This window comes from Bacillus sp. CFBP9009 (genome assembly GCF_036541465.1).
In the GTDB taxonomy this organism is placed as follows: Bacteria; Bacillota; Bacilli; order Bacillales; family DSM-1321; genus Peribacillus.
This window is the reverse complement of sequence record NZ_JAZHFU010000011.1, coordinates 36,815-52,018: the sequence shown is the minus strand read 5'-3', so window position 1 is coordinate 52,018 and position 15,204 is coordinate 36,815. Positions and strand designations below refer to the sequence as shown.

The 15,204-nt window shown below is 39.8% G+C and carries 16 protein-coding genes and 2 pseudogenes; 16 read left to right on the top strand and 2 right to left on the bottom strand.

Annotated features, from left to right (window positions below; translation table 11 throughout):
- The first annotated feature begins 3 nt into the window (after window positions 1–3).
- The 7 genes from menC to V3595_RS21010 all read left to right on the top strand — a co-directional run bounded on the left by menC (window position 4) and on the right by V3595_RS21010 (window position 6,786).
- Window positions 4–1,116: an o-succinylbenzoate synthase gene (menC, locus tag V3595_RS21040; RefSeq protein WP_485909299.1), complete on the top strand. Its 1,113-nt coding sequence runs from the start codon at window positions 4–6 to the stop codon at window positions 1,114–1,116.
- 152 nt (window positions 1,117–1,268) lie between these two features.
- Complete coding sequence (locus V3595_RS21035) at window positions 1,269–2,348, top strand: YkvI family membrane protein (RefSeq protein ID WP_485909297.1); 1,080 nt, start codon at window positions 1,269–1,271, stop codon at window positions 2,346–2,348.
- Window positions 2,349–2,510: 162 nt separating this feature from the next.
- On the top strand, window positions 2,511–3,926 hold the full coding sequence (locus tag V3595_RS21030; RefSeq protein WP_485909295.1) for a SpoVR family protein: 1,416 nt from the start codon (window positions 2,511–2,513) through the stop codon (window positions 3,924–3,926).
- 169 nt (window positions 3,927–4,095) lie between these two features.
- Window positions 4,096–4,581 carry an arsinothricin resistance N-acetyltransferase ArsN1 family A gene (locus V3595_RS21025; RefSeq protein WP_485909293.1) on the top strand — a complete coding sequence of 162 codons (486 nt, stop codon included), beginning with the start codon at window positions 4,096–4,098 and terminating at the stop codon, window positions 4,579–4,581.
- A gap of 23 nt (window positions 4,582–4,604) precedes the next feature.
- Window positions 4,605–4,802, top strand: coding sequence for a hypothetical protein (locus tag V3595_RS21020; RefSeq protein ID WP_137018068.1), 198 nt, complete (start codon window positions 4,605–4,607; stop codon window positions 4,800–4,802).
- A 72-nt stretch (window positions 4,803–4,874) separates the two neighbouring features.
- On the top strand, window positions 4,875–5,330 hold the full coding sequence (locus tag V3595_RS21015) for a MarR family winged helix-turn-helix transcriptional regulator (RefSeq protein WP_137018069.1): 456 nt from the start codon (window positions 4,875–4,877) through the stop codon (window positions 5,328–5,330).
- A 67-nt stretch (window positions 5,331–5,397) separates the two neighbouring features.
- Entirely contained in the window at window positions 5,398–6,786 is a 1,389-nt protein-coding gene (locus tag V3595_RS21010) for an FAD-dependent oxidoreductase (protein ID WP_485909291.1), read from the top strand.
- A 168-nt stretch (window positions 6,787–6,954) separates the two neighbouring features.
- On the opposite strand, the pseudogene V3595_RS21005 reads toward V3595_RS21010, so the two are convergent.
- Window positions 6,955–7,358 (bottom strand): annotated as a pseudogene (locus V3595_RS21005) (DUF1259 domain-containing protein).
- Window positions 7,359–7,771: 413 nt separating this feature from the next.
- Between V3595_RS21005 and V3595_RS21000 the strand changes: the two are divergent.
- From V3595_RS21000 to V3595_RS20960, 9 genes and pseudogenes are all read left to right on the top strand, one after another.
- The gene (locus tag V3595_RS21000) at window positions 7,772–8,113 is read left to right on the top strand and encodes an ArsR/SmtB family transcription factor (RefSeq protein WP_485909289.1); all 342 of its coding nucleotides are present in this window, start codon (window positions 7,772–7,774) and stop codon (window positions 8,111–8,113) included.
- Between the two features lie 18 nt (window positions 8,114–8,131).
- The gene (locus V3595_RS20995) at window positions 8,132–9,430 is read left to right on the top strand and encodes an arsenic transporter (protein ID WP_485909287.1); all 1,299 of its coding nucleotides are present in this window, start codon (window positions 8,132–8,134) and stop codon (window positions 9,428–9,430) included.
- Between the two features lie 32 nt (window positions 9,431–9,462).
- Window positions 9,463–9,882 (top strand): arsenate reductase (thioredoxin), encoded by a 420-nt coding sequence (arsC, locus tag V3595_RS20990; RefSeq protein ID WP_063593232.1) that lies wholly within the window; start codon window positions 9,463–9,465, stop codon window positions 9,880–9,882.
- Between the two features lie 85 nt (window positions 9,883–9,967).
- Window positions 9,968–10,333, top strand: coding sequence for an arsenite efflux transporter metallochaperone ArsD (gene arsD, locus V3595_RS20985; RefSeq protein ID WP_485909285.1), 366 nt, complete (start codon window positions 9,968–9,970; stop codon window positions 10,331–10,333).
- Between the two features lie 26 nt (window positions 10,334–10,359).
- The gene (arsA, locus tag V3595_RS20980; protein ID WP_485909283.1) at window positions 10,360–12,129 is read left to right on the top strand and encodes an arsenical pump-driving ATPase; all 1,770 of its coding nucleotides are present in this window, start codon (window positions 10,360–10,362) and stop codon (window positions 12,127–12,129) included.
- 51 nt (window positions 12,130–12,180) lie between these two features.
- Window positions 12,181–12,606, top strand: coding sequence for a protein-tyrosine phosphatase family protein (locus V3595_RS20975; protein WP_485909281.1), 426 nt, complete (start codon window positions 12,181–12,183; stop codon window positions 12,604–12,606).
- Between the two features lie 24 nt (window positions 12,607–12,630).
- A complete protein-coding gene (locus V3595_RS20970; protein ID WP_137018076.1) occupies window positions 12,631–12,906 on the top strand; it encodes an iron-sulfur cluster assembly accessory protein in 276 nt (91 codons plus the stop codon).
- A 354-nt stretch (window positions 12,907–13,260) separates the two neighbouring features.
- Window positions 13,261–13,560 carry a helix-turn-helix domain-containing protein gene (locus tag V3595_RS20965; RefSeq protein ID WP_485909279.1) on the top strand — a complete coding sequence of 100 codons (300 nt, stop codon included), beginning with the start codon at window positions 13,261–13,263 and terminating at the stop codon, window positions 13,558–13,560.
- Window positions 13,517–13,782 (top strand): annotated as a pseudogene (locus V3595_RS20960) (IS3 family transposase); the annotation flags it as partial. The gene V3595_RS20965 and the pseudogene V3595_RS20960, both read left to right, overlap by 44 nt.
- Before the next feature lie 57 nt (window positions 13,783–13,839).
- Here V3595_RS20960 and V3595_RS20955 read toward each other — a convergent pair.
- Window positions 13,840–14,616: a SurA N-terminal domain-containing protein gene (locus tag V3595_RS20955; RefSeq protein WP_137019316.1), complete on the bottom strand. Its 777-nt coding sequence runs from the start codon at window positions 14,614–14,616 to the stop codon at window positions 13,840–13,842.
- Window positions 14,617–15,204 lie beyond the last annotated feature (588 nt).

Genomic DNA, 15,204 nt, shown 5'->3' with positions numbered 1-15,204 from the left:
GGGATGAAAATAACAGAAGTGCGTCTACGTCATTTAAATATGGATTTGGTAGCTCCCTTTACAACAAGCTTTGGAACGTTTGTGGATAAGGAGTTCATTCTTGTGGAAGTGAAAAATGGAGAAGGGCTTTCGGGCTGGGCTGAATCTGTGGCGTTTTCAGCACCTTGGTATAACGAAGAAACCATAAAAACCAATTGGACGATGCTGGAGGATTTCCTGATTCCGCTTGTATTGGATAAAGAAATAGAGCATCCTCGTGATGTATCGGATATATTCTCGCATATTCGTAAAAATAATATGGCAAAATCGGCAATCGAGGGAGCCATCTGGGATTTATATGCGAAAGAAAAGAATATTCCATTAAGTATGGCTTTAGGCGGAAAACTGGAAAAAATCGATGTTGGAATCAGTATCGGCATCCAAAAAACGGTACCTGAATTACTGGCGAAGATAGAAGCTGGATTGAAGGATGGGTATAAAAGAATCAAAATGAAAATACAACCAGGTTGGGATGTAGATGTAATCAGGGAAGTACGCAATCGATATCCCGATGTTCCGATCATGGCAGATGCAAACTCCGCTTACCGGCTGAAAGACATCGAATTACTGAAACAACTTGATCAATTTGATTTAATGATGATTGAGCAGCCCTTGTCATCAGATGATATTGTCGATCATGCCAAATTACAAGCGGAAATCAAAACACCGATTTGCTTAGATGAAAGTATACATTCCGTCGAAGATGCAAGAAAAGCCCTTGAATTGGGAAGCTGTAAAATCATTAATATTAAGATCGGCAGGGTTGGCGGTTTAACGGAAGCAATGAAAATACATGACTTATGTAAAGAAAGGAATGTACCGGTTTGGTGCGGAGGCATGTTGGAATCTGGTGTCGGGCGTGCCCATAATATCGCATTGACAACACTTGATAACTTCACGATGCCTGGTGATACGGCAGCATCCTCGAATTATTGGCATAAAGACATCATCCAACCAGAGGTTACAGTGGAAGATGGGGTCATAACCGTTCCAAAGGCGGCAGGCATTGGCTATGAAGTCGATTATGCTGCTGTCGATGAATTCACTTCCTATAGTAAAAAATATACAAAAAAATAAGAGTTGGAATAAAAGAAACTCCCGGCTTCATGGACATCGGCCCGTTAACTTGAAGCTGGGAGGCTATTAAAGAACAGGATCATGATGAAAGGGAACATATTTCTTTTAACTTAAATTGTCAGAATAATCATATAATTAGGGTGGTATTTGATATGAAAAACAGCATAAATCTTGCAGGAGCATATATTGGGATCATCATTGGAGCAGGTTTCGCTTCAGGACAAGAAGTATTACAGTTCTTCACGAGTTTTGGAATCTACAGTGTATTGGGAATTGTGGTGGCGACAGCTTTATTCGCGTTTTTAGGCATGCAAGTTACCCAGTTGGGGAGCACTCTCCAAACACGCTCCCATAAAAGCATCATCGATCATATTTGTGGCCGCTATATAGGCAGGGTGGTCGATATTATCATCACATTTTTCTTGTTTGGCGTTACAGTCATCATGATTGCCGGTTCCGGAACGATTTTTGAGGAACAATTCGGGATTCCAAGCATAGTCGGTGCAATCGTCATGACGGTGCTCACGATTGGTACGCTTTTACTTAATGTTAATAAAATAATGTCCATCATTAGTGCCGTCACACCGTTTTTATTCGTTATCATGATCATCATTTCAGGTTATTCATTTTTTACATCCGATCTAAGTTTCAATCAAATCATTTCATCTTCAAGTAAAGGAACGGCTGCAACCGGGAATTGGATGATGGGTTCATTACTTTATGTTTCATATAATATGACTGCCGGAATTGCCATGCTAGCCGTAATGGGAGGGACCTTCAAGAATAAGAAAGAGGCTGGTATGGGAGGAATTCTAGGAGGTATAGGTTTGGGGATCCTGCTATTCTTGATCAATTTGGGGATGATGTCCGACTTGAAGGGCATAGAAGGCTCAGGAATGCCTACCCTTCATTTAGCGAATCAGATTTCTCCATGGTTGGGATATATCCTATCAATCATCCTTTTAGGAATGATTTATAATACCTCTGTCGGGATGCTGTATGCGTTCACCGCCAGGTTGGTGCCTGCCGAAACGAAACGCTTTAAAATATCCGTGATTATGGTCGGGATTCTCGCTTTCCTTGCAAGTTTCGTTGGCTTTATTAAATTGGTTGGGACGGTATACCCAGTCACAGGATACTTAGGTTTTGTCATCATTGCAGCGCTCATCATTTCCTGGATCCGTTCTAAAACGAAAAAAGAGGCTATGAATACGGAATTTGCGAAATTTTAATATCAAAGGGATTGAGTGCAAAACTGCACGAAACTTTTGGCCAGACATCTTCTTCATGGAGGTGTTTTTTTTCTGTTATCGAGGACCTTTCTCATGATCACGGCATTTTTCCTCCTTTTTTTCATACATTAGTTTAAAGGCGGAAGACAAGGGGGATATCGGATGAATGAAGCGGAGCAAAAGGCTCTGGAATATGCCATTAGTGAAATTACCGAAATAGCAACGGGGTTCGGGTTGGATTTTTACCCGATGCGTTATGAAATTTGTCCTTCAGAAATCATTTATACATTTGGTGCCTATGGGATGCCTACCCGTTTTTCTCATTGGAGCTTTGGGAAGCAATTTCATAAAATGAAGCTGCAGTACGACTTTGGATTAAGTAAGATCTATGAACTGGTCATTAACTCTGATCCTTGTTACGCTTTTCTGCTGGACTCCAATTCACTAGTACAAAATAAATTGATTGTTGCCCACGTTTTGGCGCATTGTGATTTCTTTAAGAATAATATACGTTTCAATAATACTAAGAGAGATATGGTAGAAAGTATGTCGGCAACGGCAGAAAGAATCCGTGAATATGAAATCCTTCATGGCAAAAAGGAAGTGGAAACCTTCCTTGATGCACTTTTAGCCATTGAAGAACATATCGATCCGTCGCTGATGAGACCAAAGCTTGCCTGGACGATGGAGGATGAGGAAGAAGAAGAGGAAATAAAACCGACAGCCACACAATACGATGATTTATGGAACCTTGATAATAAGGATAAACCGATGAAATCCAACATTAAAAAAAGAAAAAAATTCCCGCCAAGGCCTGAAAAGGATATTATGCTTTTCATAGAACAGTACAGCAGGGATTTAACCGATTGGCAACGGGATATCATGACGATGATCAGGGAAGAGATGCTGTATTTCTGGCCGCAGCTGGAAACGAAAATCATGAACGAAGGCTGGGCATCCTACTGGCATCAGCGCATAATCCGTGAATTGGATCTATCCTCAGGGGAAGCCATTGAATTCGCGAAACTGAACGCAGGCGTCGTTCAGCCTTCACGGACCAGCATCAATCCTTATTATCTCGGCTTGAAAGTGCTTGAAGATATTGAAGAACGCTATGATAATCCAACCGAAGAAATGATCAGGCTGGGCGTCAAGCCTGGATCTGGCCGGGAAAAGATGTTCGAAGTCAGGGAAATCGAATCGGATATTTCCTTTCTCCGCAATTATTTGACGAAAGATCTGGTCATGCGGGAGGATATGTACTTATTCCAAAAGCAGGGCAAGGATTATAAAATCGTCGATAAGTCATGGGAACATGTTCGTGATCAACTCGTCAGTATGAGGGTTAACGGCGGTTTCCCCTATATCACAGTAAATGATGGGGACTTCATGCGCAATGGGGAACTTTATCTAAAACATTGGTATGAAGATATTGAACTGGATCTGAAATATCTCGAAAAAGTCATGCCATATATCTATCAGCTCTGGGGCCGCCCCGTGCATATGGAATCAGTCATGGAAGGAAAAGAAGTCCTGTTTTCCTATGATGGAAAAGGTATTCACCGGAAATATTTATAAAGCTGAAAAAACTGCCGGTCACTCGGCAGTTTTCTTGTTTCAAGCTCTATTATTCGTTAAGAATTACTTTGCATAAAAAAATCATAATACTTGTAATTTGCAACTATCAATGTTATAAATCAACTATAGAATATTGAAAAACTCATGTGGCAAACGAAAGGGGAAAGATATGATAATTCGTGAAGCGATCGAAACAGACATGGGCTCGGTCAAAGAAATTTACAATCAAGGGATTGAGGATAGAATTGCCACGTTAGAAACGGAACTGAAGGATCAAGACTACATAGAGGAGTGGTTCGCCAAACACAGCGGTCGATATAAGGTAATTGTCGCTGAACAAGAAGGGGAAATCGTAGGATGGGCTTCCTTGAATCAATATAACAATCGTAGTGCTTATAATGGGGTTGCCGATTTATCCGTTTATATCTCAAGAGATCATCGAGGAAAAGGGATTGGCGGTTTATTGCTGCAATCAATCGAAAAGCTCGCAAAAGAAAATGACTTCAATAAAATTGTGTTATTCACTTTTCCCTTTAACCAGATTGGTCAAGGATTGTACAAAAAACGGGGGTATCGCGAAGTAGGAGTGTTTAAGAACCATGGAATTTTAGACGGGGAATTTGTCGATGTGATGGCTATGGAGAAATTACTTTAAAACAATTAGGGGGTAGGAGGTTTTTGACAGTAAACCATTCAAGCGTATTGTCTGTTGGTTATTTTGATGCTTATTTCAAGCTGGTTTTAGCTTCTCGTGAACCTATGGTGGAAAAGGCAAAAGAATTCATTGAAACAAACTTTTTTAAAGGTGAAGCGTGTTATTATGGCGAGCAAACTCACCGAAATTTCATGGCAGCTTTTAATAAGCTAAAAGGATAAATGAAAAAATAGTTGAATCAAATAGTTGTAAATTACAAATAATTAGCATATAAATAAAGTGAGGTGACAGTAATGGAAAATGAAAACCTTAGAGGTCTCTTCCAACTCTTGACTAGGCGGTTTGGATTATTGAATAAAAATTGCTGCAGTGCAGATGGAATTGAAATTTCACTCGTTCAAAGCCATATCCTGTATGAAATAAACCGACAAAACAACTCTTCCATCCAGCAAATTGCAGAAACACTGGGGACGGACATTACGACCTTCAGCCGACAAATCCAATCCTTAATAAAATTGAATTTGGTCACAAAAACACAAGATGCTGAAGATCGGAGAATTTCTATTCTTTCTCTGACCGATGAAGGAATGAAGGTCAATCAATTAATCGATCAGCAAATGAATGATTACTTGAATGAAATCTTCAAGACAATGAATGAGTTTGAAAAGGAATCCGTGGTGCGTTCGCTGAAATTGCTTAATGATAAAATGCTGAAGTCTTCCGTATGCTGTACTACTCCTTGGGGGTAGTATAATTTTTAATAATACTTGCAAATTACAACTTTTTTGAGGGAATAAAATATAGGAGGGAATAATGATGGTTCAATTTGATAAAAGAGGATTGCCGGTAGCCATTATAGGCGGGGGTCCTGTAGGGCTTGCCGCTGCCGCTCACTTACTGAAAAAAGGAGAGAAGTTTATCGTATTGGAAGCGGGGGATTCGGTTGGCTCCAGCATGCTGGAGTGGGGACACGTCAGAATGTTTTCCCCATGGCAGTATAACATCGATCAAACAGCAAAGGAATTACTTGAGAAGTCTGGGTGGATTTCACCCAACCAAGAAGCTTTGCCAACAGGTCGCGAACTGGTGGAAGAGTACCTTCTTCCGTTGAGTAACCTTCCAGAAATAAAAGAAAAGATCATCTTACAAGCAAAAGTAGTAGGTATTGCCAAAAAGGCTCATGATAAATTGAAAACAGGAAAACGAGACACGGTTCCCTTTCAACTCTATGTAGAAGTGAATGGTGACACAACAGTCATTGAAGCGAAAGCAGTGATTGATTCATCAGGTACTTGGACCAATCCAAACCCGATCCTTTCCAATGGTATCTGGACGAATGCCGAGAGAAAATTACACAATCAAATTCACTATGGCATTCCAAACGTCGTCCAATTGGAAAATAGATATCAAAATAAATCGATCATGGTGATCGGGAGCGGACATTCTGCAATAAATGCCCTATTGGATCTCGCAACCTTACAGCAAAAGTTTCCGGATACCAAGATCTACTGGGTCCTTCGTAAAAAACAAATCAACGATGTGTACGGCGGGCAAGAAAACGACGGCTTGGCAGCTCGCGGAGAACTTGGCATTAGAATTCAGCAATTAGTGGAGTCTGGACGAATCAACATCCTTACTCCCTTTCATATTAGCGGAGTTTATCCAGCAAACGGTAAAATCACTGTTGTGGGGGAACTTGACGGAGAAGAAACCACAATCGGTGAGATTGATGAGATCGTTGTGAGTACGGGTTTCAGACCTGATACATCCTTTTTAAATGAAATAAGGATAAACCTTGATTCGGCTGTGGAAAGCATAGAAGCGCTTGCTCCGCTTATTGACCCTAATATCCATAGCTGCGGAACGGTGCGGCCGCATGGTGAACAGGAATTACGGCACCCCGAAAAGAACTTCTACATTGTTGGCATGAAGAGTTACGGAAGAGCACCTACATTCTTACTGGCAACAGGCTACGAACAAGTCCGTTCCGTGGTGGCTTATCTGACAGGGGATGTCGAAGGGGCAAAAGAAGTGCGCTTGCAACTTCCTGAAACAGGAGTTTGCAGTGTGAATCTCGCATCCAGTTGCTGCGATTCTGATGCTCCAGCAACTAAATCAAAGGATGCTTCTTGCTGTGGCAGTCCTGTTCCAGTGAGATTGGAAATAAAAAATAATTCCTGTTGTAGAAATAGAAGACCAGTCTGAAGTCAGACTGGTCTTTTTATATGATACTTTTTATTTCGAGATGCACTATTAAATTATTTTCGGATAGTCGGACCACTTATTGTGTCTTCTTTTGCCATCTGGAACACGCACCCGTTAGTTCATAACAAAAGGAGCTGATTCCAGCTCCTGATTAAATTGTTTTTCAAATTAACCTTTTAAAACTTTGAATGCTTCCCGAACTTTTCGAGCAAATTCCAGTGGTGGTTCGATTGATTCAAAATGCATATACATGGCTCTAGGGTTTTCAAACAACCAGTGATTATGAACTGCTGTTACAATAAGGTCCCTTTTTCTTAATTCTGTTAACAATGGATTTACCTCGTCTTGAAGTAGAACTGTTTCACCTAGATTTAGTGCATTTCCTTTACTATCTAAATTCTCAAAGGTGAAAAATTGAGGGTTTACTACGGTGAATTAGTTCTCCTTCCAAGTATTTTAAATGGTATGTCTCTAAATCTTTGAACTAGACATACTCCGTTCATAAAACTTGCATCACCGTCAAGAATCCTTGCAAATTCACTACATAAATCCCTTTTTGAGTCCTTACCCATAATATTCACTCCTTATAATTTAAAACCATTTGTACCCTTTAGTAATCTGGTTTTATTGTATGAGAGTGGATTATTTAAGATTGGGCAAATGAGCGGAAATAACAAACCTTATTGGGTCACAGTTACTTACATACTAAGCACGATCTTTTCTTTTTTTATTTTTTGACATGAAAAATTGTGCAAATAATTTATAAATAAATTTCTCGAACTTTGAATTCAATATTAATGAACAATCCTGCCCCGTTAGTTCATCAACAACACACTTTATGAAACATCTTTTAAGCAGACTAAATTTTAAAATTATATCGTTGAATATTTATTACTTGATTAAATAAGAATATGCTTATACAATGATGATGAATAATCACATAAGCATATACTTATTTACTTTGTGCTAGGAGGGATGAAAAGCTATGAATGAAGCGTTAGATTTGGAAACCGCGGCAAACATTCTTAAATTACTAGGTGATAAAACCCGTTTGACCATGATTAAGATCATGGCTGAGCATGAATGCTGTGTCTGTGAATTTGTGGACCTATTCGAGATGAGCCAGCCAGCTATCAGCCAGCATTTACGAAAGTTGAAAGATAGCGGGATCGTGAATGAAGCGAGGAGGGGACAATGGGTTTTTTACTCGTTAAACCCGTCTTCTTCCCATTACACATTTATTCAGACGGTCATCAAGGATTTGCCAAGTCAAAACTTTAAATTAGAAAACTTAACAGCACAAGGAAAACGGATTTGTTGTGACTAACTAGGAGGTACTACTTCAGTGGGATCAGTTATTTTGGCAGTTATCATCTTTTTATTAACACTCATTCTCGTCATCTGGCAGCCGAAGGGATTGTCAATCGGATGGTCAGCTTGTGGCGGTGCGGTTTTGGCCTTACTTGTTGGAGTGGTGGACTTTACTGATGTCATAGACGTGACATCGATAGTCTGGAACGCAACACTCGCCTTCATCGCGATCATCATCATCTCGCTTATTTTGGACGAGATAGGATTTTTTGAATGGGCAGCACTGCATATGGCGAGAGCCGCCAAGGGAAATGGAGTAAGGATGTTTGTCTATGTAAGTATCCTTGGTGCTCTTGTGGCTGCTTTTTTTGCGAATGACGGAGCCGCCCTTATCCTTACCCCGATTGTATTAGCAATGGTTCGGGCCTTGAAATTTAGTGATAAAATGATTTTCCCTTTTATCATCGCCAGTGGGTTCATTGCCGATACAACCTCACTTCCTTTAGTGGTGAGTAACCTTGTAAATATTGTATCCGCAGACTTTTTCAATATCAGTTTTGCCGAGTTTGCCTCAAGAATGATCGTACCGGACATCTTTGCACTTGTAGCAAGCATCTTGGTTTTATATCTATTTTTCCGTAAAAGCATACCGAAAAATTACGATGTATCACAGCTTAAAAAACCAGCGGAAGCCATTCAAGACCACAGGATGTTTAGGCTGTCCTGGATCGTATTAGGAATATTGCTGGTTGGTTATTTTGCCAGTGAATTTATTGAGGTTCCTGTATCCATCATTGCAGGCATTGTCGCCATCTTCTTCCTCATGATGGCTAGAAGGAGTCCAGCGGTCAACACGAAAACCGTTATCAAAGGCGCACCATGGGCAATCGTCTTTTTCTCAATTGGTATGTATGTAGTGGTGTACAGCCTGCGAAATGTTGGCTTGACGAATGTATTAACGGATTTAATCCAAGTTACCGCCGATCAAGGATTATTTGTAGCAACAATTGGAATGGGCTTCATAGCCGCTATCCTCTCATCGCTTATGAATAACATGCCAACCGTAATGATTGATGCACTGGCGATATCAGATACGAATACAACTGGGGCCATAAGAGAAGCCTTGATTTATGCAAATGTCATCGGTTCGGACTTGGGACCAAAAATTACACCGATTGGTTCCTTGGCTACATTATTGTGGCTGCATGTCCTTTCATTAAAAGGCGTGAAAATCTCATGGGGAACCTATTTTAAAACGGGTATCATCTTAACCATCCCAACATTGTTCATCACATTAGTTGGCTTATATATATGGTTGCAAATCATTCATTAAACACTTACTTACAAACAAAGGAGAGAAACAGCATGGCTAAAAAAACACTTTACTTCTTATGTACAGGTAACTCTTGCAGAAGCCAAATGGCTGAAGCATGGGGTAAGAAATATCTAGGAGACGAATGGCAAGTGCTAAGTGCAGGAATTGAAGCACATGGCTTGAATCCGAATGCTGTTAAAGCGATGAACGAGGTTGGAATGGATATTACCAATCAAACTTCCGATATCATTGACCCTGACATTTTAAATAATGCCGATTTTGTGGTCACATTATGTGGCGATGCGGCAGACAAATGTCCAATGACGCCACCGCATGTGAGACGTGAACATTGGGGCTTTGATGACCCCGCAAAAGCGGAAGGAACAGATGAAGAAAAATGGGCTACCTTCCAACGTGTTCGTGATGAAATAGGAGAAAGAATTGCACGTTTCTCTAAAACGGGTGAATAAATAAAATTGAAAAGCCGAGTAATCACTCGGCTTTCGTTTTATCCATAGCATAAGTAAATGATTATATATGAAGGGGAGAGAACAAATGATGAAAGTGGAAATCTTTGATCCTGCAATGTGTTGTTCAACGGGCGTATGTGGACCGAGTGTTGATCCTGAATTAACAAGGGTGGCATCTGCTGTTTATTCTTTGGAGAAAAAGGGGGTTGATATTCAACGATATCAATTGACCAATGATCCTGCTAAGTTCGCAGACAACCCTGAGATTAATAAAGCTTTACATGAAAAAGGACCTGACGTCTTGCCAATTATTTTAGTCAATAATCAGATTGTAAAAGAGGGAAGTTATCCAACGAACGAAGAGTTTGGGAAATGGTTTGAAGTAAAACCTGAAGAGTTAAATGAAAAGCCAAAAGCTCGTCTTTCCATTGATTTAAATCAACTGAAATAAGATAGATAGAAAGAAGGGGAAAAAGCATGTTTCAATCTTTCAATCCGAAGAATGTCATTCAAACACCCTTTTTATTTTTAACGGGAAAAGGTGGGGTAGGAAAAACATCGACTGCCAGTGCCGCTGCTGTTGCATTAGCCGATAGTGGAAAAAAGGTGTTGCTCATCAGCACAGACCCAGCTTCCAACTTACAAGATGTATTTGGAATCAGTCTAACCAATACACCCATAGCCGTACCTGGTGTTGAAAATTTATTTGCCAGTAATTTAGATCCGGAAGCTTCAGCGAACGCGTATCGTGACAAAGTGGTGGGTCCATATAAAGGGAAGCTACCTGATTCCGTCGTTGCGACCATGGAAGAACAATTATCAGGAGCATGTACGGTGGAGATTGCTGCATTTGATGAGTTTTCCAATTTGCTGACTAATGTTGACATAGTCAATCAGTATGACCATATTATCTTTGACACCGCTCCAACTGGGCATACGTTAAGGCTTTTACAGCTTCCAACGGCATGGAGTGGATTCCTGGAAGAAAGCACACACGGTGCGTCATGCTTAGGTCCTTTATCAGGGTTGGCGGACAAAAAAGACCTTTATTCTAAAACCGTGGAGGTCCTTTCCAATCCAAGTAAAACCACTTTAATCCTGGTAACAAGACCTGACGCCTCATCCTTATTAGAAGCAGACCGTGCATTCAATGAACTCAAAGAGATTGGCGTGAAAAACCAAATACTTATCGTGAATGGGCTTCTTCAGACACACCTTGAAGAAGATGAAGTGTCATCCGCCTTTTATCATCGCCAAAGAAACGCATTACAGCACATACCAGAACATTTAAAACAGGTTGCTGTTTATTCGTTACCGTTTGTTTCTTTTTCCTTAACAGGTATAGACAATTTACGATACTTATTTAAACAGTACACGATCCCATCAAAGATGGTGACATATGACGATGAAACAGCGAATCTTCCAAGATTGAAGGAAATGATCACTGATTTCTCATCAAATAATACAAAGCTTATTTTCACAATGGGGAAAGGTGGAGTGGGGAAAACAACGATTGCTTCAGCGATTGCTGTTGGTTTAGTTGAGAAGGGGCACTGTGTGCACTTAACGACAACCGATCCTGCGGGACACTTGAATTACCAATTCGAAAATGGTCAATTTAATCAAAACTTAACGATTAGCAGTATTAATCCAAAAGAAGAAGTCGAAAAATACAAAGCAGATGTCATAAAGAACGCTGGCCAAAATCTAGATGAAGAAGGACTCGCTTATTTAGAGGAAGATCTTAATTCCCCTTGTACAGAGGAAATAGCCGTATTCCGAGCCTTCGCTGAAGTGGTCGCTAAATCAGAAAATGAAATAGTCGTCATTGATACAGCTCCAACGGGTCACACGTTGTTATTGTTGGATGCTGCACAGTCTTATAGTAAAGAGATAGCCAAGTCAACGGGTGAAGTCCCTGAGAGTGTAAAAAAATTACTTCCTCAAATTAGGAATGCAGAAGAAACTTCCGTCGTGATCGTCACACTTGCCGAAGCCACACCCGTGTTAGAAGCATCCCGATTACAAGATGATTTAAGAAGGGCAAATATCAACCCACAGTGGTGGGTAATTAATCAGAGTCTATATGCTACTAATACGGCAGACCCTGTATTAAGCGGGAAGGCAATGGCAGAAAAAGAATGGATTCATGAAGTTAAGGAAAAGTCATCTGAGAAATGTGTAATCATCCCTTGGATGCATGAGGAAAAGGTTGGGTATGAAAAGCTGAAAGATTACAGTAACTAATTGATTGTACCTCTGACTGGAGTAAGTCATTTAAATTGGAGGATGGATATAATGACCACAAAGACTTACCATGAATTAATTAAAGATCGCATTTTCATCGGTGGCGCAGATGATGTGAAAGACATGATGGAAAATGAGAAAGCCGATATTATTTTTGATTTGCGTGCAGAAGCGCCTGACGATACGGAGTATAGCCGACTGCATAGTCCCATTGTAGATGATGCTGAACACCAAGATGAATCTATTAAAAAGTCGATTGCTCATGTCGTAAAAGCATATAATGAAGGAAAGAAAGTGTATTTTCATTGTGCGGGAGGAAGCAATCGCACGGGAACCGTTGCGGTTGGAACCTTGTTGACTTTGGGGAAGGCAAATACGATTAAAGAAGCAGATGAAATGGCTAAAACCGCACGTCCTAAAATTAAGGTGAAACCAGAAATGAAGGATGCATTAAAAAGAATATTTCCTAATGCATAGGAAGAGAAATGGAGAGGATTTAATATGAAAATTACAGATGGTGCAAAAGAATTACTTGAAAACTTTTTAAATGAAAAAGGTGCAGGAGGGATTCGTCTTACTTCTGTTGCTGGTTGTTGTGGACCACAATTTACCATATCTTTAGATGAACCGCAGGAATCTGACAATATTAAAACTATTAATGGAATCAAAGTGGCTATCGATTCACAGATTACCGGAACTGAGGAGTTAACTTTAGACAAAGAAGAAAATCAAGAGGGTGCAGGATTGGTATTGGTTGGCGGCAGCAGTTGTTGTTAAGAAATTGCGCGGCTGGTTATAATCCCGCAAATACCAGAGTGACCTTAAAACGGTTAATGCGTTTAGTAGGCCGACCAAAGATCATAATGAAAGAGCAGCCAATTTTGAACTGCACCCCAATTGTTAGACAACATCTAACAATTGGAGGTGCAGTTTTTTTGACTAAATATACGATAGACGAAAAATCAAATGCAGTTTTAGAGTACTTATAAGGGGAAAAATCCTATAAATCCATTGCTCAAGAAAGAAATGTAGGTTTATCCCCTCTGAAAAGATGGGTCGCATAGGGTGGAAGGACTTTTTTCATCCTATACAAATTACACTCTGCCCTTTAAACTATAGGTACTTAAATATATGAACGAATATGGGGCATCGATCAACGAGACCGCTGTACATTATAACCTCCCTTCCGATTCTACACTTTTGAATTGGGCAAATCAGTTTAAGGGAGGAGGTCTAGACGCTCTTAAACCAGAGAAAAAGGGGTGTCTATCCATGAAAAAAGATACTAAGAAAAAATCGCCAGCTAATAGCTTTCAAGAAGCACTTCTTGCCGAATTAGAATACTTACGTGCAGAGAATGCCTATCTAAAAAAAGTTGAATGCCTGACATTATCAGATGAAACGATACTCTCATTATTTGAAAAAACATAACGTTACACAAAGCATGTCCCGCAAAGGAAATTGTCTCGATAATACGCTTATTGAAAACTTCTTTGGAATCCGAATTACTCTATCTTCAAGAATTTAAAAGCATGGAGCATTTCAAACAAGAACTAGAAGAATATATCCATTACTAAAATCATCAACGAATCAAGGTAACATTAAAAGGCATGACCCGGTAGATTACCGGGTCATGCCCTCAAGGCTGCCTAAGTAAATAAAGTGTCTAACTTTTTGGATTTACTTCAAAATTGGCAGCTCTTTTCATCATTAAATCTTAATATCGACCTTGGCATTTTTCTGAAGTTCTTCCACATGCTTCACAAGCTTTTCTTGTTTCTTTTGCTGCTCTAGTTGTTCCTTGATTTGCGGCTTCATTTCTTCGAGTTTCTGTACCTTCTGTCCGCTTGTTTTAGCTTGCTCTGCAACCTGGTCATAATACTTTTGGATTTCTTCATCAGTTGCTTCTTCCACTTTAATCTCTTTTTCAACGTACTTTGTATATGGGATGTTCTCTGCAATCTGAGCATTCAGCGTTTCCGAACTCAGTCCTGCTTGCTTCATCGCTTCCTTGAATTTCTCTTCACTCTCATATTGCTTTTTGATTTCGGCAAGTTGCTTATCAATTTCGGCCTTGGAAGCTGTGTAGCCCTTTTTATCAGCTGCTTGAAGCAGCAATGTTTGCCCCACTAAAGAGTTGAGCGTTTGCTCTTTAGTTTGTTTGGCTCCCTCCTTGGTTGTCGGGTCTTGTCCGAATTGCTGCATCTGCATTTGTGTGGTGGACAACACGGTATTATATTCCGCGCCTAAAATTTTTTCGTCATTGACGATGGCCACCGTTTTCTTTTCATCCACCTTTTGCTTGTCTAGTTTCTTCTGCATTTCTTCCATCTGTTTTTGCTGTTCCTCAGTTGCTTTAGCCGTTTCTTTCTCAGTTGTTTTAGTCTCTTTCTCGTCATTTTTCTTATCAGCTTCATCGTTCGAACCACAAGCCGTCAGAACAACTGCCAATAATCCAATGATGATTGGGTACAATAGTTTCTTCATATTTCAGTCTCCTCTCGTATTCAATGTTAAAAAATCATCTAATGCGCATTATAAAGGAATTTCCCATTAAAACACAATAAATTCATTCTTTTTTCCAGAAAACAGGAAGATAGTATAGGCATCATCTCATTATATAAGTGTAACATTCGCGGAAATGAACCCATTTACCCTTCGAAATGGGAAATTCTTAATGGGAATGCGAAGACTATACCTGGTGGGCAGTCAGAAACTTGTAATCTATCTCTTAATCAAAAAACGTAACTACTGTAAATTGGTTTAGTAAAAGAAAGACTCTTCAGAAAATTCTTTGATACTCTTCTAGGAATTAAGCGGTTTAAATCTCTACTTAATTTCCACATGTGTGTTTTCGTCATCGATCGATATCAGCGGTTCCACCAGCATTTTGACAAAAGACTTAGTCGACAGAACCCTTGTATCAGTAGTTTATTATAAATATACATTTGATTGAAAGCTTCCTGTAGGAGATTTTAGAGATAAGTAAATCCCTCGATGAATCTCTTTTGAAAAGAAGGGAATATTTTCTCTTCCAGGTTAGTATTCAAAACATACAAAAACACATTTCCTTTT

Excerpts from the sequence above, each read along its gene's own strand:
- menC (WP_485909299.1), top strand. The coding sequence starts at position 4 with ATGAAAATAACAGAAGTGCGTCTACGTCATTTAAATATGGATTTGGTA.
- V3595_RS21035 (WP_485909297.1), top strand. The coding sequence starts at position 1,269 with ATGAAAAACAGCATAAATCTTGCAGGAGCATATATTGGGATCATCATT.
- V3595_RS21030 (WP_485909295.1), top strand. The coding sequence starts at position 2,511 with ATGAATGAAGCGGAGCAAAAGGCTCTGGAATATGCCATTAGTGAAATT.
- V3595_RS21025 (WP_485909293.1), top strand. The coding sequence starts at position 4,096 with ATGATAATTCGTGAAGCGATCGAAACAGACATGGGCTCGGTCAAAGAA.
- V3595_RS21015 (WP_137018069.1), top strand. The coding sequence starts at position 4,875 with ATGGAAAATGAAAACCTTAGAGGTCTCTTCCAACTCTTGACTAGGCGG.
- V3595_RS21010 (WP_485909291.1), top strand. The coding sequence starts at position 5,398 with ATGGTTCAATTTGATAAAAGAGGATTGCCGGTAGCCATTATAGGCGGG.
- V3595_RS21000 (WP_485909289.1), top strand. The coding sequence starts at position 7,772 with ATGAATGAAGCGTTAGATTTGGAAACCGCGGCAAACATTCTTAAATTA.
- arsC (WP_063593232.1), top strand. The coding sequence starts at position 9,463 with ATGGCTAAAAAAACACTTTACTTCTTATGTACAGGTAACTCTTGCAGA.
- arsD (WP_485909285.1), top strand. The coding sequence starts at position 9,968 with ATGATGAAAGTGGAAATCTTTGATCCTGCAATGTGTTGTTCAACGGGC.
- arsA (WP_485909283.1), top strand. The coding sequence starts at position 10,360 with ATGTTTCAATCTTTCAATCCGAAGAATGTCATTCAAACACCCTTTTTA.
- V3595_RS20975 (WP_485909281.1), top strand. The coding sequence starts at position 12,181 with ATGACCACAAAGACTTACCATGAATTAATTAAAGATCGCATTTTCATC.
- V3595_RS20970 (WP_137018076.1), top strand. The coding sequence starts at position 12,631 with ATGAAAATTACAGATGGTGCAAAAGAATTACTTGAAAACTTTTTAAAT.
- V3595_RS20965 (WP_485909279.1), top strand. The coding sequence starts at position 13,261 with ATGAACGAATATGGGGCATCGATCAACGAGACCGCTGTACATTATAAC.
- V3595_RS20955 (WP_137019316.1), bottom strand. The coding sequence starts at position 14,616 with ATGAAGAAACTATTGTACCCAATCATCATTGGATTATTGGCAGTTGTT.